This is a genomic window from Enterobacter sp. SA197 (assembly GCF_054131575.1).
Map to the genome: position 1 here is coordinate 921,673 of NZ_CP096393.1, position 17,122 is coordinate 938,794.

Here is a 17,122-nt window from a genome sequence, read left to right on the forward strand (position 1 = left end):
GCATGCGAGGCCTTTTTAATATTAAAGCGATTAGCCCTTAATGGCGTTAACCAGGAAGTTCATGATGTCACCGGTCTTGATCATCTGCTTCTCGCCGCTGCGACGGTATTTATACTCAATATCGTCGCTATCAAGGTTGCGGTCACCAATCACGATGGTGTGAGGAATACCAATAAGCTCCATGTCTGCAAACATGACGCCTGGGCGTTCTTTACGATCGTCCATCAGTACGTCGATACCCTGCGCACGCAGTTCGTGATAGAGCTTCTCTGCCAGTTCCTGTACACGGTAAGATTTGTGCATATTCATTGGCAAAATGGCTACCTGGAACGGGGCAATACTGTCCGGCCACAGAATGCCACGCTCGTCAAAGTTCTGCTCGATGGCGGCCGCCACTACGCGAGTCACCCCGATGCCATAGCAACCCATTGTCAGGATCTGGTTACGACCATCTTCACCCTGAACGGACGCTTTCAATGCTTCAGAGTACTTAGTACCCAACTGGAAGATATGGCCCACTTCGATACCGCGTTTAATCAGCAAAGTACCTTGACCATCCGGGCTGGCATCACCCGCCACTACGTTACGAATATCAGCCACTTCCGGGGTCGCTACATCGCGGTCCCAGTTGATACCGAAGTAGTGCTTGCCATCCACGTTAGCGCCGGCGGCGAAATCGCTCATGGCGGCAACGGTACGGTCGATAACCACCGGAATCGGCATATTAACCGGGCCCAGTGAGCCTGGACCCGCATTAACCACGGCACGGATGTCGGCTTCGGTTGCAAAGGTCAATGGGCTGGCCACCTGCGGCAGTTTTTCCGCTTTTACTTCGTTCAGTTCATGATCGCCACGTACCAGTAACGCGACCAGTGGGTAGCTGCTTCCTTCGACCGCTTTGACCAACAGGGTCTTCACAGTCTTTTCAATCGGCAGAGCAAACTGCTCAACCAGCTCGGCGATGGTTTTTGCATTTGGTGTATCGACCAGCGTCATTTCCTGCGTTGCCGCTGCGCGTGGCGTTTTTGGCGCAACCGCTTCTGCCAGTTCAATGTTAGCTGCATAGTCAGAGGTGTCAGAGAAGACGATGTCATCTTCACCGCTCTGCGCCAGAACCTGGAATTCGTGAGAGGCGCTACCACCAATCGAGCCGGTATCAGCCTGCACCGGGCGGAATTCGAGCCCAATGCGCGTGAAGATTTTGCTGTAAGCGGCGTACATTGCATCGTACGTTTCCTGCAGCGATTCCTGTGTTGTATGGAAAGAGTACGCATCTTTCATCAGGAATTCGCGGGAACGCATTACGCCGAAACGCGGGCGCACTTCGTCACGGAATTTGGTCTGGATCTGAAAGAAGTTCAGCGGCAGCTGTTTGTAAGAGCTGAGCTCGTTACGGATCAGATCGGTAATGACTTCTTCGTGAGTCGGGCCGAGTACGAATGGACGCTCGCCACGGTCGGAAATACGCAGCAGTTCCGGGCCATACTGCTCCCAACGACCGCTCTCTTGCCACAGTTCTGAAGGCTGAACTACCGGCATTAACACCTCGATCGCACCGGCGTTATTCATCTCTTCACGCACGATGTTTTCGACTTTTTTCAGGACGCGCACGCCGGTCGGCAGCCAGGTGTACAACCCGGAGGCCAGCTTGCGGATCATCCCGGCGCGCAGCATCAGTTGATGACTGATAACCTCGGCGTCGGCAGGTGTCTCCTTCAGAGTGGAGAGCAGGTATTGGCTAGTACGCATGTTGTTACGTTTCCAGTTGGACGAGTAGAACAGGCTCAAAGGGAGCCTGATTTAAAAAAGTGCTTCAGTTTACCAGCGAGGCCGGAATGTCAAAAGTAGAGCGGGATAAATTAACGGTCTTCCAGCGCAAAGACTTCAAAACCCGCTTCGGTTACCCGCCAGCGAACATTGAAATCCAGTAGCCAGACAGCGTAGGTTTTTCCCTGTTCTTCACCTTTTCGGTAGGCCGGGCGCGGGTCCTGGGCCAGCACTTCACAAATAAAGGAGGAAAGGTGAGGGTAACGCTTTTCAAGCCCAGGTAACAGTGCTTCAACGTCTGGACTGAACATGACGGGCATATCAGCAGACGGAGCATGCTGTGCATAGCTGGCACGTGCGTCTGGCAGGGCTTCAGCAAACGGCAGATAGGGTTTGATATCGACAACAGGTGTACCGTCGACCAGGTCCAGGCTGCCTAATTGCAGGATCACGCGATCTTTCTCGCACTGGATACCCTTTAGTTCAACCAGCGACATCCCGACAGGATTGGGACGAAAGGTCGACCGCGTGGCAAAAACGCCCATTCTGGCATTGCCGCCTAAACGGGGTGGGCGAACGGTAGGTCGCCAGCCGCCATCCATTGTCTGGTGAAAAACAAACAAAATCCACAGATGGCTGAAGGCTTCAAGTCCGCGAACGGCCTCGGCGTGGTTATAAGGGGCGATAAGATGCAATTCGCCGCCCCCATGTTTCACCAGACCTGGCTGGCGGGGAACGGCGAACTTTTCTTTATAGGGAGAGCGGATGACGCCTATCTGTTCAAAAGTAAACGCGGTCATTTCGCCGATACGTTAAGGGCGGAACCCACACAAACGGCCTGGCGATAACATCCCGGCGTACCGCTTGTGACTTCGCAGCTATGCAGCAAAACGGCGTTCGCTTTCATTTTAGACGCGTTAATCTGCAGGCGCTTACGCGCGGTAGGGATATTGGGCGGAGAGTCCTGAGTACTGGCCTGACAGGAGTCGCCCGTCACTTCTCCTAAATCACGGAACGTTTTTCCCACTAAATCTTCAGCATTAGTGATGATTCGCACGGGGGCGGCACGCGGCGGTTTGGGCTTTGCCGGTTCCACTTTTGGAGGCGTTGCTGTGCTTTTAACAGGTTCGACGGGAGATCTGCTTAGCATTGAACAGCCGCTCAGCATGAGTGCCAGTAAACAGATCGGTAAAGCACGCATAATATTTCCTCAATAAAATTTCTTAACGTTGCTTATTGAATCAGGTGCTTGGGAAAATAACAAGACGGGCATGTGCCCGTCCTGAAGGATTATAAGGTTACAGCGAATTACCAACCTTTAACCGCACCACCGTTGAACACTTTGTTAGCAGCTTCGTACACTTCATCAGACTGATAAGCCTGAACGAATTTCTTCACGTTTTCCGCGTCTTTATTGTCTTCGCGGCTGACGATCAGGTTTACGTATGGAGAGTCTTTATCTTCAACAAAGATGCCATCTTTTGCAGGCGTCAGGTTGATCTGGCTGGCATACGTGGTGTTGATGACGGCCAGCGCAATTTGCGCATCGTCCAGAGAGCGCGGCAGCTGCGGGGCTTCCAGTTCAACGATTTTCAGGTTTTTTGGATTCTCAGCAACATCCAGAACGCTAGGCAGCAGGCCGACGCCGTCTTTCAGTTTGATGAGACCCTGCTGTTGTAACAGCAACAGAGAACGGCCCAGGTTAGTCGGATCGTTTGGTACGGCGATCTGTGCGCCTTCCTGCAATTCATCGATAGATTTGATTTTTTTAGAATATCCGGCAATCGGGTAAACAAAGGTGTTGCCCACGGTCACCAGTTTGTAACCACGATCTTTAATCTGCTGATCCAGGTAAGGCTTATGCTGGAAGGCGTTAACATCGATATCGCCTTTACTCAGCGCTTCATTTGGCAGTACATAGTCGTTAAATGTCACCAGCTCAACATCGAGGCCATACTTCTCTTTCGCGACTTTTTGTGCCACTTCAGCAACCTGCTGTTCTGCGCCAACAATTACGCCAACTTTAATATGGTTTGGATTTTTTTCGTCCTGACCGCAGCCTGCCAGGGCCAGGGAGCCAATCAGCGCACCTACTGCCGCAAAGGTCTTGAATTTAAACGCCATGTGTATTTCCTTTCTCAGAGTCGTTGTGTTGTGTGCAACATTATTTATGCGTAACAGCGCGAACGATACGATCGCCTGCAAACTGAATTAAGTAAACCAGAATCACCAGTAGCGCCAGCACCGTATTCATGACCACGGCGTTGTAGCCTATGTAGCCATACTGATAGCCAATCTGGCCCAAACCACCGGCACCCACAGCGCCTCCCATTGCGGAATAACCTACCAGGGTGATAAGCGTAATGGTTGCCGCGTTTACCAGACCGGGTAACGCTTCCGGTAAAAGGACCTTACGCACGATTTGCATCGGCGTGGCACCCATCGCGCGTGAGGCTTCGATAAGACCCGTTGGGATCTCCAGCAACGCATTTTCTACCATACGTGCAATAAAAGGCGCAGCCCCGACGGTTAATGGAACAATCGCCGCCTGCAGGCCGATCGAAGTGCCCACCACAATACGAGTGAAGGGGATCATCCAGACCAGCAGGATAATAAAAGGAATAGAACGGAAGATATTCACCAGCGCGGATATCGTGCGGTAAAGCTTCGCGTTTTCAGAAATCTGCCCAGGACGCGTGACATAAAGAAGTACGCCGACCGGTAGGCCTAATACAAAACCGAAAAAACCGGAGACGAAGGTCATTGCCAGCGTTTCCCAGACGCCCTTCACCAGTAACCACATCATTGGCTCAGACATAACCCAGCACCTCTACTTTTACATGGTGTTCTTTAAGCCAGGCAATAGCCGCTTGCGTATCTTGTTGTGTGCCGTGCATTTCGGTCAGCATGATGCCGAACTTAACGCCACCGGCATAATCCATCTGCGCGCTAATAATGTTGTTGTTCACATTAAAACGACGGGCCGTTTCAGACAGTAACGGTGCGTCGACCGATTGACCGGTAAATTCCATACGCAGCATCGGTACGCTGTCTTCAAGCGGCTGGGGTTTTAAACGCTGAAGATAATCTTCCGGGATATCCAGGTGTAATGTGGACTGGATAAACTGCTGCGCCAGTGGGGTTTTCGGATGAGAGAAAACTTCACTGACCGTATCCTGTTCGATTAATTCACCATTACTGATGACGGCAACACAGTCACAGATACGCTTCACCACATCCATCTCATGCGTGATCAGCAAAATGGTCAGGCCCAGGCGACGATTAATATCTTTCAGTAGTTCCAGAATGGAACGGGTAGTGGCGGGATCGAGTGCGCTGGTGGCTTCGTCACACAGCAACACTTTGGGGTTACTCGCCAGAGCACGCGCGATGGCAACTCGCTGCTTCTGACCACCCGACAGGTTTGCCGGGTAGCTGTCCTGCTTGTCGCTCAGTCCAACCAGATCAAGCAACTCTTTCACGCGGCGGTTAATTTCTTCACGCGGTGTGCTATCCAGCTCCAGAGGCAGCGCGATGTTGCCGAAGACGGTGCGGGAGGCGAGCAGATTAAAATGCTGGAAAATCATGCCAATCTGGCGACGTGCTTTAGTCAATTCAGACTCAGAAAGTGCGGTCAGTTCCTGGCCATCAACCTGAACGCTACCCTGGGTTGGACGCTCAAGTAAATTGACGCAGCGAATCAGCGTACTTTTACCTGCGCCTGAGGCGCCAATGACGCCATAAATTTGCCCGGCAGGAACGTGCAGGCTGACATTGTTCAGCGCCTGAATCGATCGCGTCCCCTGCTGGAACACTTTGGTGATATTCGAAAGTTTAATCATCAGATTATTTTTATCGTATTAAGAGTGAGCCGTGGCATTTTGTTCTGCCGGTTACGGCCATTGACCGTAAACAGAGCGGATGTTAGGGCATCCAGACGTCTAAATCAATCATACCCTTTGCGATGAGCACTTTCCTGCCCGATGAAACGTGAGATAATAAAGGTACAAGCCTTATTCAGGAGCAAACCGGTGGCAAACTCAGTACCTGCAATTTTTCTCGATCGTGATGGCACTATAAATGTTGATCATGGTTATGTTCATGAGATAGACAATTTTGAGTTTATTGATGGCGTTATAGAGGCCATGCGTGAATTAAAAGCCATGGGCTTCGCTTTAGTTATCGTGACTAACCAGTCCGGTATTGCCCGCGGCAAGTTTACGGAGGCACAGTTCGAAACGCTGACGGAGTGGATGGACTGGTCACTGGCAGACCGGGATGTTGAATTAGATGGTATCTATTACTGTCCGCATCATCCTCAGGGGACGGTTGAAGAGTTCCGCCAGAGCTGTGATTGTCGTAAACCGCATCCGGGAATGTTCATCTCAGCTCGCGATCATCTGCACATTGATATGTCTTCTTCTTATATGGTGGGCGATAAACTTGAAGATATGCAGGCAGCAAATGCAGCGCAGGTAGGAAAGCGTGTATTGGTTCGTACCGGTAAACCCGTCACGCCAGAAGCAGAAAATGCAGCGGATTGGGTGATTAATAGCCTTGCAGACCTGCCTGCAGCCATTAAAAAGCACCAAAAATAGCCGTTATGATGAAAAGATGAGCGGTTGAAATAAAAATGCATTTTTCCGCTTGTCATTCATCGGGAGCTCCCTATAATGCGCCTCCATCGACACGGCAGATGTGAATCACTTCACACTAAACAGCCGGTTCGGTTGAAGAGAAAAACCCTGAAAATCAGGGTTGACTCTGAAAGAGGAAAGCGTAATATACGCCACCTCGCAACGGTGAGCGAAAGCCGCGTTGCACTGCTCTTTAACAATTTATCAGACAATCTGTGTGGGCACTCAAAGTGACATGGATTCTTGATGTCTTCGGACAAAAAATGAATACCAAGTCTCAAAGAGTGAACACGTAATTCATTACGAAGTTTAATTCTACGAGCATCAAACTTAAATTGAAGAGTTTGATCATGGCTCAGATTGAACGCTGGCGGCAGGCCTAACACATGCAAGTCGAACGGTAGCACAGAGAGCTTGCTCTCGGGTGACGAGTGGCGGACGGGTGAGTAATGTCTGGGAAACTGCCTGATGGAGGGGGATAACTACTGGAAACGGTAGCTAATACCGCATAATGTCGCAAGACCAAAGAGGGGGACCTTCGGGCCTCTTGCCATCAGATGTGCCCAGATGGGATTAGCTAGTAGGTGGGGTAATGGCTCACCTAGGCGACGATCCCTAGCTGGTCTGAGAGGATGACCAGCCACACTGGAACTGAGACACGGTCCAGACTCCTACGGGAGGCAGCAGTGGGGAATATTGCACAATGGGCGCAAGCCTGATGCAGCCATGCCGCGTGTATGAAGAAGGCCTTCGGGTTGTAAAGTACTTTCAGCGGGGAGGAAGGCGATACGGTTAATAACCGTGTCGATTGACGTTACCCGCAGAAGAAGCACCGGCTAACTCCGTGCCAGCAGCCGCGGTAATACGGAGGGTGCAAGCGTTAATCGGAATTACTGGGCGTAAAGCGCACGCAGGCGGTCTGTCAAGTCGGATGTGAAATCCCCGGGCTCAACCTGGGAACTGCATTCGAAACTGGCAGGCTTGAGTCTTGTAGAGGGGGGTAGAATTCCAGGTGTAGCGGTGAAATGCGTAGAGATCTGGAGGAATACCGGTGGCGAAGGCGGCCCCCTGGACAAAGACTGACGCTCAGGTGCGAAAGCGTGGGGAGCAAACAGGATTAGATACCCTGGTAGTCCACGCTGTAAACGATGTCGACTTGGAGGTTGTGCCCTTGAGGCGTGGCTTCCGGAGCTAACGCGTTAAGTCGACCGCCTGGGGAGTACGGCCGCAAGGTTAAAACTCAAATGAATTGACGGGGGCCCGCACAAGCGGTGGAGCATGTGGTTTAATTCGATGCAACGCGAAGAACCTTACCTACTCTTGACATCCAGAGAACTTTCCAGAGATGGATTGGTGCCTTCGGGAACTCTGAGACAGGTGCTGCATGGCTGTCGTCAGCTCGTGTTGTGAAATGTTGGGTTAAGTCCCGCAACGAGCGCAACCCTTATCCTTTGTTGCCAGCGATTCGGTCGGGAACTCAAAGGAGACTGCCAGTGATAAACTGGAGGAAGGTGGGGATGACGTCAAGTCATCATGGCCCTTACGAGTAGGGCTACACACGTGCTACAATGGCATATACAAAGAGAAGCGACCTCGCGAGAGCAAGCGGACCTCATAAAGTATGTCGTAGTCCGGATCGGAGTCTGCAACTCGACTCCGTGAAGTCGGAATCGCTAGTAATCGTGGATCAGAATGCCACGGTGAATACGTTCCCGGGCCTTGTACACACCGCCCGTCACACCATGGGAGTGGGTTGCAAAAGAAGTAGGTAGCTTAACCTTCGGGAGGGCGCTTACCACTTTGTGATTCATGACTGGGGTGAAGTCGTAACAAGGTAACCGTAGGGGAACCTGCGGTTGGATCACCTCCTTACCTTAAAGAACCTGCCTTTGCAGTGCTCACACAGATTGTCTGATGAAAAGTAAATAGCAAGGCGTCTTGCGATTGAGACTTTGTGTCCCCTTCGTCTAGAGGCCCAGGACACCGCCCTTTCACGGCGGTAACAGGGGTTCGAATCCCCTAGGGGACGCCACTTGCTGGTATGTGAGTGAAAGTCACCTGCTGATATATCTCAAAACTCATCTTCGGGTGACGTTTGAGATATTTGCTCTTTAAAAATCTGGATCAAGCTGAAAATTGAAACAACACCCTGTTTCTTTTCTCCGTAATAAGAAAAGAAAAACAGGCGTGTTTGAGTCTCTCAAATTTTCACGACACTGAAGTGTTTTACGAAACAGCTTCGGGTTGTGAGGTTAAGCGACCAAGCGTACACGGTGGATGCCCTGGCAGTCAGAGGCGATGAAGGGCGTGCTAATCTGCGATAAGCGCCGGCGAGGTGATATGAACCCTTGACCCGGCGATACCCGAATGGGGAAACCCAGTGTGACTCGTCACACTATCATGTCATGAATACATAGTGGCATGAGGCGAACCGGGGGAACTGAAACATCTAAGTACCCCGAGGAAAAGAAATCAACCGAGATTCCCCCAGTAGCGGCGAGCGAACGGGGAAGAGCCCAGAGTCTGAATCAGCAAATGTGTTAGTGGAAGCGTCTGGAAAGTCGCACGGTACAGGGTGAAAGTCCCGTACACGAAAATGCATCTGTTGTGAACTCGAAGAGTAGGGCGGGACACGTGGTATCCTGTCTGAATATGGGGGGACCATCCTCCAAGGCTAAATACTCCTGACTGACCGATAGTGAACCAGTACCGTGAGGGAAAGGCGAAAAGAACCCCGGCGAGGGGAGTGAAAAAGAACCTGAAACCGTGTACGTACAAGCAGTGGGAGCACCTTCGTGGTGTGACTGCGTACCTTTTGTATAATGGGTCAGCGACTTATATTCTGTAGCAAGGTTAACCGTATAGGGGAGCCGCAGGGAAACCGAGTCTTAACTGGGCGTTAAGTTGCAGGGTATAGACCCGAAACCCGGTGATCTAGCCATGGGCAGGTTGAAGGTTGGGTAACACTAACTGGAGGACCGAACCGACTAATGTTGAAAAATTAGCGGATGACCTGTGGCTGGGGGTGAAAGGCCAATCAAACCGGGAGATAGCTGGTTCTCCCCGAAAGCTATTTAGGTAGCGCCTCGTGAACTCATCTCCGGGGGTAGAGCACTGTTTCGGCTAGGGGGCCATCCCGGCTTACCAACCCGATGCAAACTACGAATACCGGAGAATGTTATCACGGGAGACACACGGCGGGTGCTAACGTCCGTCGTGAAGAGGGAAACAACCCAGACCGCCAGCTAAGGTCCCAAAGTCATGGTTAAGTGGGAAACGATGTGGGAAGGCACAGACAGCCAGGATGTTGGCTTAGAAGCAGCCATCATTTAAAGAAAGCGTAATAGCTCACTGGTCGAGTCGGCCTGCGCGGAAGATGTAACGGGGCTAAACCATGCACCGAAGCTGCGGCAGCGACACTTATGTGTTGTTGGGTAGGGGAGCGTTCTGTAAGCCGTTGAAGGTGGCCTGTGAGGGCTGCTGGAGGTATCAGAAGTGCGAATGCTGACATAAGTAACGATAAAGCGGGTGAAAAGCCCGCTCGCCGGAAGACCAAGGGTTCCTGTCCAACGTTAATCGGGGCAGGGTGAGTCGACCCCTAAGGCGAGGCCGAAAGGCGTAGTCGATGGGAAACAGGTTAATATTCCTGTACTTGGTGTTACTGCGAAGGGGGGACGGAGAAGGCTATGTCGGCCGGGCGACGGTTGTCCCGGTTTAAGCATGTAGGCGGAGGTTCCAGGTAAATCCGGTACCTTTTAACGCTGAGGTGTGATGACGAGGCACTACGGTGCTGAAGTGACAAATGCCCTGCTTCCAGGAAAAGCCTCTAAGCATCAGGTAACACGAAATCGTACCCCAAACCGACACAGGTGGTCAGGTAGAGAATACCAAGGCGCTTGAGAGAACTCGGGTGAAGGAACTAGGCAAAATGGTGCCGTAACTTCGGGAGAAGGCACGCTGGTGCGTAGGTGAAGTGACTTGCTCACGGAGCTGAAACCAGTCGAAGATACCAGCTGGCTGCAACTGTTTATTAAAAACACAGCACTGTGCAAACACGAAAGTGGACGTATACGGTGTGACGCCTGCCCGGTGCCGGAAGGTTAATTGATGGGGTTATCCGTAAGGAGAAGCTCTTGATCGAAGCCCCGGTAAACGGCGGCCGTAACTATAACGGTCCTAAGGTAGCGAAATTCCTTGTCGGGTAAGTTCCGACCTGCACGAATGGCGTAATGATGGCCAGGCTGTCTCCACCCGAGACTCAGTGAAATTGAACTCGCTGTGAAGATGCAGTGTACCCGCGGCAAGACGGAAAGACCCCGTGAACCTTTACTATAGCTTGACACTGAACATTGAGCCTTGATGTGTAGGATAGGTGGGAGGCTTTGAAGCGTGGACGCCAGTCTGCGTGGAGCCAACCTTGAAATACCACCCTTTAATGTTTGATGTTCTAACGTGGACCCGTGATCCGGGTTGCGGACAGTGTCTGGTGGGTAGTTTGACTGGGGCGGTCTCCTCCTAAAGTGTAACGGAGGAGCACGAAGGTTAGCTAATCCTGGTCGGACATCAGGAGGTTAGTGCAATGGCATAAGCTAGCTTGACTGCGAGAGTGACGGCTCGAGCAGGTGCGAAAGCAGGTCATAGTGATCCGGTGGTTCTGAATGGAAGGGCCATCGCTCAACGGATAAAAGGTACTCCGGGGATAACAGGCTGATACCGCCCAAGAGTTCATATCGACGGCGGTGTTTGGCACCTCGATGTCGGCTCATCACATCCTGGGGCTGAAGTAGGTCCCAAGGGTACGGCTGTTCGCCGTTTAAAGTGGTACGCGAGCTGGGTTTAGAACGTCGTGAGACAGTTCGGTCCCTATCTGCCGTGGGCGCTGGAGAATTGAGGGGGGCTGCTCCTAGTACGAGAGGACCGGAGTGGACGCATCACTGGTGTTCGGGTTGTCATGCCAATGGCACTGCCCGGTAGCTAAATGCGGAAAAGATAAGTGCTGAAAGCATCTAAGCACGAAACTTGCCCCGAGATGAGTTCTCCCTGAGACTTTAAGTCTCCTGAAGGAACGTTGAAGACGACGACGTTGATAGGTCGGGTGTGTAAGCGCAGCGATGCGTTGAGCTAACCGATACTAATGAACCGTGAGGCTTAACCTTACAACGCCGAAGCTGTTTTGGCGTGAGAAACACGATTTTCAGCTGATTCCAGAATTAAGTGCGCAATAATTTACGCAGCAGCAAGGCGGCCAGCGAAGGAAAGGAAGGAGCATACTGAGGTATGTGACTGACTTTGCGAGCGCAGGCAACGCGGCTGATGCGATAAAAGATTGCGTACAGAGCACAAAGAATTTGCCTGGCGGCACTAGCGCGGTGGTCCCACCTGACCCCATGCCGAACTCAGAAGTGAAACGCCGTAGCGCCGATGGTAGTGTGGGGTCTCCCCATGCGAGAGTAGGGAACTGCCAGGCATCAAATTAAGCAGTAAACCGGGGCAATAAACCGGCGGTTGTAGAAAAATTCGGTGGAGCGGTAGTTCAGTCGGTTAGAATACCTGCCTGTCACGCAGGGGGTCGCGGGTTCGAGTCCCGTCCGTTCCGCCACTTATTTAAGAGCCGCATCTCATATGAGATGCGGTTTTTTTTTTGCGTTTAATTTTCCGGTATGAGAAAAGAAGTCAGTAAATGAGCATCAAGAGCAGGGAGGCGAGAATTCGCTCACGAAATCAATAAAGGCCCGAATCCGGGTACTGACGGCTCTGTCACTGTAATAAACGGCACTGAATGGCATCTCAACGGGAAGCCGCCTGTCAGCCAGCACCTCCACCAGCTCTCCGCTCATAAGCTCTTTATTAATCATATAATCCGATAAACAGGCGATACCGTTGCCGCTCATACAAAGATGTTTAAGCGTCTCGCCGCTATTGGATGTCATACCACACTCTGTCTCGTACAACTGACCATCACTGGATGCAACAGGCCAGGTATTCAGTGATGCGGGTTCAGTGAATCCAAGACATATGTGGTTTTTAAGATCCGCCACTGTTGCAGGCATTCCGGCGTGGGCCAGATAGTCCGGGGAAGCAATGATTTTACGGTAACTCTTAAAAAGAGGGCGAGCGCGCAAGCTGGAATCGGTGAGTTTACCGACACGGATGGCGACATCAACTTTACGTTCGATCAGGTTGATAAAGGTTTCACTTGAGACCAGAGAGAGGGAAATCTCCGGATAGCGTTCGCGGAATGGCTTAATCAGTGGCAGCAAAAAATGCAGCATCACAGGCGTGGCTGCATCAATGCGCAACGTACCCCGCGGCGTTAATTTCGCCTCCATAATTTCGGTTTCGGCTGCTGCCATCTCCTGCAGTACACCCTGAACCCGGCGAAAGTAACGTTCGCCTTCTTCGGTGAGGCTGAGCTGGCGTGTCGTTCGGTTCAGAAGATTGACGCCCAGTTTATTTTCCAGTTTTTTTACCGCCCGACTGACCGCCGAGTTTGCCTGGCCGAGTCGTTCAGCTGCCCGGCTGAAACTCCCGCTTTCAACGACGGCAACGAATATAGTGAGTTCTTCAGAGCTGGCTTTCATTGTTGCACCTGCGGCAAAAATAAAAAGATATTATATCGATTGTGCTATTAAATCACTTTTCCATAGTGGTTGTTACTTTACATAGGCTAATGAGCACTTACTAACTTCAAACTGGCTCTTTTCTGACAATCAACGTTGAAACTCTGCGCTAAAATCCCTATAACTGAATGACAACTCCATGTAATGGAGATTTAGTGAAGAGGTCAGAATCTGAAAGTGCCGAAGAACACCTATGCCATGAGATACGTTGCCGGTCAGCCTGCGGAGCGCATTATGCCGCCTGGGTCATTCGCAACTATTGGCAAGGCGCTGCCCGCTGGGTTACCTCTGAGTAGCGAAGATAACATCCGTGTACTGGTATGGAATATTTTTAAACAACAACGTGCGGAGTGGTTATCGGTACTGCAAAATTTCGGTAAAGATGCTCACCTGGTACTGTTACAGGAAGCGCAAACAACACCTGAACTGGTAAAGTTTGCGACCACTAACTATCTTGCCGCCGATCAGGTGCCTGCGTTTGTTTTACCTCAGCACCCTTCAGGTGTGATGACGCTTTCTTCTGCTCATCCTATTTACTGCTGCCCATTGCGTGAGCGCGAACCCATTTTACGTCTGGCTAAATCTGCCCTGGTGACGGTATACCCGCTGCCGGACAGGCGTAATTTGATGGTAGTGAACGTACACGCAGTAAATTTCAGCCTTGGGGTCGATGTCTACAGTAAACAGCTGCTGCCCATTGGCGATCAAATTTTGCGTCATGTCGGGCCGGTCATTATGGCAGGTGACTTCAACGCCTGGAGCCGCCCGCGAATGAATGCGCTCTATCGGTTTTCAAGAGAGATGTCTCTGCGTCAGGTTCGCTTTACGGATGACAATCGCCGCCGGGCGTTTGGCCGTCCTCTGGATTTTGTGTTCTATCGCGGTTTAAACGTGCAGGAAGCTTCTGTACTGGTGACTCGCGCCTCCGACCACAATCCACTACTCGTTGAATTCACTCCCGGCAAGCCTGATCAATAATGGTGTGTCAGGTCTGCCGTCGGGCAGGCCGAACATTCTGGTGCTGCCCTTTCTTCCCACTCAATAAGGACAGCACAATGATTAAAGGCTCTCATCATGACAATGTCGAAAAACAGTTTGGTGACCAGGCCAGTGCCTATTTAACCAGCGCGGTACATGCTTTTGGACGCGACTTGCAGCGTCTTGGCGAACGTCTTCATGCATTCCCTCATGCGCATGTTCTGGATATGGGATGCGGCGCAGGGCATGCCAGTTTTGTGGCGGCGGGCGAGACGGCGCAGGTAACGGCTTACGATCTCTCCAGCCAGATGCTGGAAGTAGTGGCTGCGGCGGCCAAAGAGAAAGGTCTGAGCAATATTACGACGCGCCAGGGCTATGCTGAGGCGCTGCCCTTTGACCCGGAGTCTTTTGATGTGGTGATCAGTCGCTACTCAGCACATCACTGGCACGATGTCGGGCAGGCCTTGCGTGAAGTGCGACGTGTTCTCAAACCCGGCGGCATCTTCATCATTATGGACATCATGTCTCCTGGGCATCCTGTGCGTGATGTCTGGCTGCAGACAGTAGAAGCGCTGCGTGACACTTCACATGTACGCAACTATTCAAGCGGCGAATGGCTGAATCTGTTAAATGATGCCGGACTGACAACACGTCACCTCGTCACTGACCGTCTGACACTGGAATTCAGCACCTGGATTGCGCGTATGCGCACGCCGCAGATACTGAGTGACGCCATCAGAATGTATCAGCAAAGTGCCTCTGAGGAGGTGAAGCGCTATTTCGAATTATCGGAAGAGGGGTCTTTTACCAGCGACACTATCATGGCCGAAGCGCAAAAGGTTGCATAATAAAAAAGGCACCGGGGGAAACGGTGCCTTTATTTTTCTTACCTGGTTATCAGGAGTCTGGCGAGCTGTTATTGCTCACAAACAACGTTAGCTGATCGCCAGGCTGCAGGTTCGCAGTATCGCTATTCCAGCGCATCACATCGCGGATATTAACACCGTGACGTTTTGCAATGCTGGAGAGCGAATCACCCTTACGCACGCGGTAGGTGATGCTGTCAGCGTTACTGGCGAGGCGCTGTGCGCTTGTACCCGCTCCGACCGTCAGATTCTGACCTACCTTCAGGCTGGCTCCACGAAGACGGTTCCATTGCTGGAGATCTTTCGATGTAACCCCGAGGCGTGCAGCGATGCCGGATAAGGTATCACCTGAGCGAACCTTGTAGCTGCGGCTGCTCAAAGGCGTGTTATCCGCAACCAGCGTTGGCTGAACGGCAGCAATTTCACCGGAGGCCAGAGACTCACGCAACTGATCGGCGTGTTTCTGCGGGACCATTACATATTGCGGCCCGCTTGCACCTAAGGTTGATCCCTTAACGCCAGCGTTAAAGGTCTTAAGCTTGCTCACCGAAATACCGGCCATGTCTGCCAGTTGACCAACCTCTACAGGACTGCTCAGTCTGACTCTCGCCAGCGCACGGCTCTCATCCGATGATGGCAGGATGACACCGTACTGCTTGCTGTTCTTGAGAATGTCACTCAACGCCAGCATTTTTGGCACGTAAATTTTGGTTTCCTGTGGCAGTGAAAGCGACCAGAAATCCGTGGGTTTACCCCGCGCTTTATTCGCTTTCATTGCCTTCAGTACACGGCCCTCACCGCTGTTATAGGCAGCAACCGTTAATAACCAGTCGCCATCAAACATGCGATTCAAACGCTGCATCATATCGAGCGCGGCGGTTGTAGAGGCCACCACGTCACGACGCGCGTCATAGCTGCGGGTCTGTTTCAAACCATAATTACGACCCGTGCTCGGTATGATCTGCCAAATGCCGGCGGCATTACGACCAGACGTCGCATGTGGGTCAAAAGCGCTCTCCACTATGGGTAGTAGTACCAGTTCCATAGGCATGTTACGTTTTTTAACTTGCCCTGCTATCCAGTACATATACGGCTCTGCCCGTAAAGTTACATCGTGGAGATAGCTCTTATTTCTTAAATACTTCTGTTTCTGCTCGCGAATCCGGTTATTTTCCGGAATTCCCATCTTTAGCTCGTCGCTTATGGAGGCCCACAAGTCTTGTTCCTGCCCGGATAAGGTTCCATCATCCATCCACCGGGCCTGACTTGTAAACTTCCCTGCTTCCCCTTGACCAGCTGCAGAAAGGCTCTGTGCGTGCTGTTGTACGGTACCATCGTGCTGAGACGCCTGGCACCCCACAAGCAGGACAGAGGCGAATAATATCGCTTTTGCCTTCATGTGTGTGTCAATAGTTGCTTAAAAGACGAGCGATCATAACGGCGAAGTTTTAAAAAGGCAACCCGCAATTGTCAGAAGTTATCTTTCTTTGACCTTAACCAGGCAAAACGGGCATTAGGTTGTTGCATATTTGTTTCTCTGTTTATTACCTTAATTAAATCATTATCTTGCGTGCGTAAAAAAACATTAATACGGCGTTCATTTTTCAGAGTTGTAGGGAGTGTTTTTTGATTTTTTGCACGTAACTCATTAACTTTTCGATAATATTCCTTAAGGTCAGGATCTTCTGGCATGAGGCTCAGCGCAAACTTAATATTCCCTAAAGTATACTCATGTGCGCAACAAATAAGCGTATCGTCGGGAAGCGCATTAATTTTGCAGAATGAGTCAAACATCTGATCTGCTGTGCCTTCAAAGAGCCTTCCACAGCCGCCTGAAAACATCGTATCGCCACAAAACAGATAAGGAGCGCTAAAGTAACAGATATGTCCTAAAGTGTGACCTGGCGTATGAAAAACGCGGAAGGAGTGCTCAAGGATCTGAATCTCATCGCCCTCCCCAACAATGTTGTTGGTTCCTTTGTTTTCTGTTTCAGCCGGGCCGTATACCACCATATCCGGGAATTTACTCAGAAGGGTCTTCACCCCGCCAACATGGTCATTATGATGATGTGTCAACAGGATAGCCTGTGGCTGCCAGCCATTCTCTTCAATGGCTTGCAGCACGGGCGCGGCTTCGCCTGGATCAACAATCAGGCAGCGTCCATCATCGTGGCTCAACACCCAGATGTAGTTGTCCTGAAAAGCGGGAATACTGGTAAGATTCATAAATACCTCTCAAAGCGTAGCGGAAGGT

The 17,122-nt window shown here is 51.4% G+C and carries 12 protein-coding genes, 2 tRNA genes and 3 rRNA genes; 8 read left to right on the plus strand and 9 right to left on the minus strand.

What is annotated here, in order from left to right:
• Positions 1-30 precede the first annotated feature (30 nt).
• The 6 genes from proS to metN form a co-directional block, all read right to left on the minus strand.
• Entirely contained in the window at positions 31-1,749 is a 1,719-nt protein-coding gene (gene proS, locus M1D91_RS04180) for a proline--tRNA ligase (protein ID WP_437433337.1), read from the minus strand.
• A 110-nt stretch (positions 1,750-1,859) separates the two neighbouring features.
• Positions 1,860-2,567: a tRNA (N6-threonylcarbamoyladenosine(37)-N6)-methyltransferase TrmO gene (tsaA, locus tag M1D91_RS04185; protein WP_437433336.1), complete on the minus strand. Its 708-nt coding sequence runs from the start codon at positions 2,565-2,567 to the stop codon at positions 1,860-1,862.
• The gene (rcsF, locus tag M1D91_RS04190) at positions 2,564-2,968 is read right to left on the minus strand and encodes an Rcs stress response system protein RcsF (RefSeq protein WP_437433335.1); all 405 of its coding nucleotides are present in this window, start codon (positions 2,966-2,968) and stop codon (positions 2,564-2,566) included. Before rcsF ends, tsaA begins: the two co-directional genes overlap by 4 nt.
• A 107-nt stretch (positions 2,969-3,075) precedes the next feature.
• Complete coding sequence (locus tag M1D91_RS04195; protein WP_437433334.1) at positions 3,076-3,891, minus strand: MetQ/NlpA family lipoprotein; 816 nt, start codon at positions 3,889-3,891, stop codon at positions 3,076-3,078.
• A 40-nt stretch (positions 3,892-3,931) separates the two neighbouring features.
• A complete protein-coding gene (locus M1D91_RS04200) occupies positions 3,932-4,585 on the minus strand; it encodes a methionine ABC transporter permease MetI (protein ID WP_437433333.1) in 654 nt (217 codons plus the stop codon).
• The gene (gene metN / locus M1D91_RS04205; RefSeq protein WP_437433332.1) at positions 4,578-5,609 is read right to left on the minus strand and encodes a methionine ABC transporter ATP-binding protein MetN; all 1,032 of its coding nucleotides are present in this window, start codon (positions 5,607-5,609) and stop codon (positions 4,578-4,580) included. Before metN ends, M1D91_RS04200 begins: the two co-directional genes overlap by 8 nt.
• 189 nt (positions 5,610-5,798) lie before the next feature.
• On the opposite strand from metN, the gene gmhB reads away from it, so the two are divergent.
• From gmhB to M1D91_RS04235, 6 genes are all read left to right on the plus strand, one after another.
• Positions 5,799-6,365 (plus strand): D-glycero-beta-D-manno-heptose 1,7-bisphosphate 7-phosphatase, encoded by a 567-nt coding sequence (gmhB, locus tag M1D91_RS04210; RefSeq protein ID WP_437433331.1) that lies wholly within the window; start codon positions 5,799-5,801, stop codon positions 6,363-6,365.
• Positions 6,366-6,736: 371 nt separating this feature from the next.
• Positions 6,737-8,276, plus strand: a 16S ribosomal RNA gene (locus M1D91_RS04215).
• Positions 8,277-8,360: 84 nt separating this feature from the next.
• Positions 8,361-8,436 (plus strand) — tRNA-Glu (locus tag M1D91_RS04220).
• Positions 8,437-8,654: 218 nt separating this feature from the next.
• A 23S ribosomal RNA gene (locus M1D91_RS04225) occupies positions 8,655-11,560 on the plus strand.
• Positions 11,561-11,755: 195 nt separating this feature from the next.
• Positions 11,756-11,871, plus strand: a 5S ribosomal RNA gene (gene rrf / locus M1D91_RS04230).
• Together the 16S, 23S and 5S rRNA genes with 2 tRNA genes alongside form the textbook arrangement of a ribosomal RNA operon.
• A 55-nt stretch (positions 11,872-11,926) precedes the next feature.
• A tRNA-Asp gene (locus M1D91_RS04235) sits at positions 11,927-12,003 on the plus strand.
• 88 nt (positions 12,004-12,091) lie between these two features.
• On the opposite strand, the gene yafC is transcribed toward M1D91_RS04235, so the two are convergent.
• The gene (yafC, locus tag M1D91_RS04240) at positions 12,092-12,985 is read right to left on the minus strand and encodes a DNA-binding transcriptional regulator YafC (protein WP_437433184.1); all 894 of its coding nucleotides are present in this window, start codon (positions 12,983-12,985) and stop codon (positions 12,092-12,094) included.
• A gap of 216 nt (positions 12,986-13,201) precedes the next feature.
• On the opposite strand from yafC, the gene M1D91_RS04245 reads away from it, so the two are divergent.
• On the plus strand, positions 13,202-14,002 hold the full coding sequence (locus M1D91_RS04245) for an endonuclease/exonuclease/phosphatase family protein (RefSeq protein WP_437433183.1): 801 nt from the start codon (positions 13,202-13,204) through the stop codon (positions 14,000-14,002).
• Positions 14,003-14,079: 77 nt separating this feature from the next.
• The gene (locus tag M1D91_RS04250) at positions 14,080-14,850 is read left to right on the plus strand and encodes a class I SAM-dependent methyltransferase (RefSeq protein ID WP_437433182.1); all 771 of its coding nucleotides are present in this window, start codon (positions 14,080-14,082) and stop codon (positions 14,848-14,850) included.
• A gap of 49 nt (positions 14,851-14,899) precedes the next feature.
• On the opposite strand, the gene mltD is transcribed toward M1D91_RS04250, so the two are convergent.
• Together mltD and gloB are read right to left on the minus strand one after the other, a co-directional pair.
• Positions 14,900-16,267, minus strand: a complete 1,368-nt coding sequence (gene mltD, locus M1D91_RS04255; RefSeq protein WP_437433181.1) for a murein transglycosylase D — start codon at positions 16,265-16,267, stop codon at positions 14,900-14,902.
• A 71-nt stretch (positions 16,268-16,338) separates the two neighbouring features.
• Complete coding sequence (gloB, locus tag M1D91_RS04260) at positions 16,339-17,094, minus strand: hydroxyacylglutathione hydrolase (RefSeq protein WP_437433180.1); 756 nt, start codon at positions 17,092-17,094, stop codon at positions 16,339-16,341.
• Positions 17,095-17,122: the final 28 nt, after the last annotated feature.

Excerpts from the sequence above, each read along its gene's own strand:
- proS (WP_437433337.1), bottom strand. The coding sequence starts at position 1,749 with ATGCGTACTAGCCAATACCTGCTCTCCACTCTGAAGGAGACACCTGCC.
- tsaA (WP_437433336.1), bottom strand. The coding sequence starts at position 2,567 with ATGACCGCGTTTACTTTTGAACAGATAGGCGTCATCCGCTCTCCCTAT.
- rcsF (WP_437433335.1), bottom strand. The coding sequence starts at position 2,968 with ATGCGTGCTTTACCGATCTGTTTACTGGCACTCATGCTGAGCGGCTGT.
- M1D91_RS04195 (WP_437433334.1), bottom strand. The coding sequence starts at position 3,891 with ATGGCGTTTAAATTCAAGACCTTTGCGGCAGTAGGTGCGCTGATTGGC.
- M1D91_RS04200 (WP_437433333.1), bottom strand. The coding sequence starts at position 4,585 with ATGTCTGAGCCAATGATGTGGTTACTGGTGAAGGGCGTCTGGGAAACG.
- metN (WP_437433332.1), bottom strand. The coding sequence starts at position 5,609 with ATGATTAAACTTTCGAATATCACCAAAGTGTTCCAGCAGGGGACGCGA.
- yafC (WP_437433184.1), bottom strand. The coding sequence starts at position 12,985 with ATGAAAGCCAGCTCTGAAGAACTCACTATATTCGTTGCCGTCGTTGAA.
- M1D91_RS04250 (WP_437433182.1), top strand. The coding sequence starts at position 14,080 with ATGATTAAAGGCTCTCATCATGACAATGTCGAAAAACAGTTTGGTGAC.
- mltD (WP_437433181.1), bottom strand. The coding sequence starts at position 16,267 with ATGAAGGCAAAAGCGATATTATTCGCCTCTGTCCTGCTTGTGGGGTGC.
- gloB (WP_437433180.1), bottom strand. The coding sequence starts at position 17,094 with ATGAATCTTACCAGTATTCCCGCTTTTCAGGACAACTACATCTGGGTG.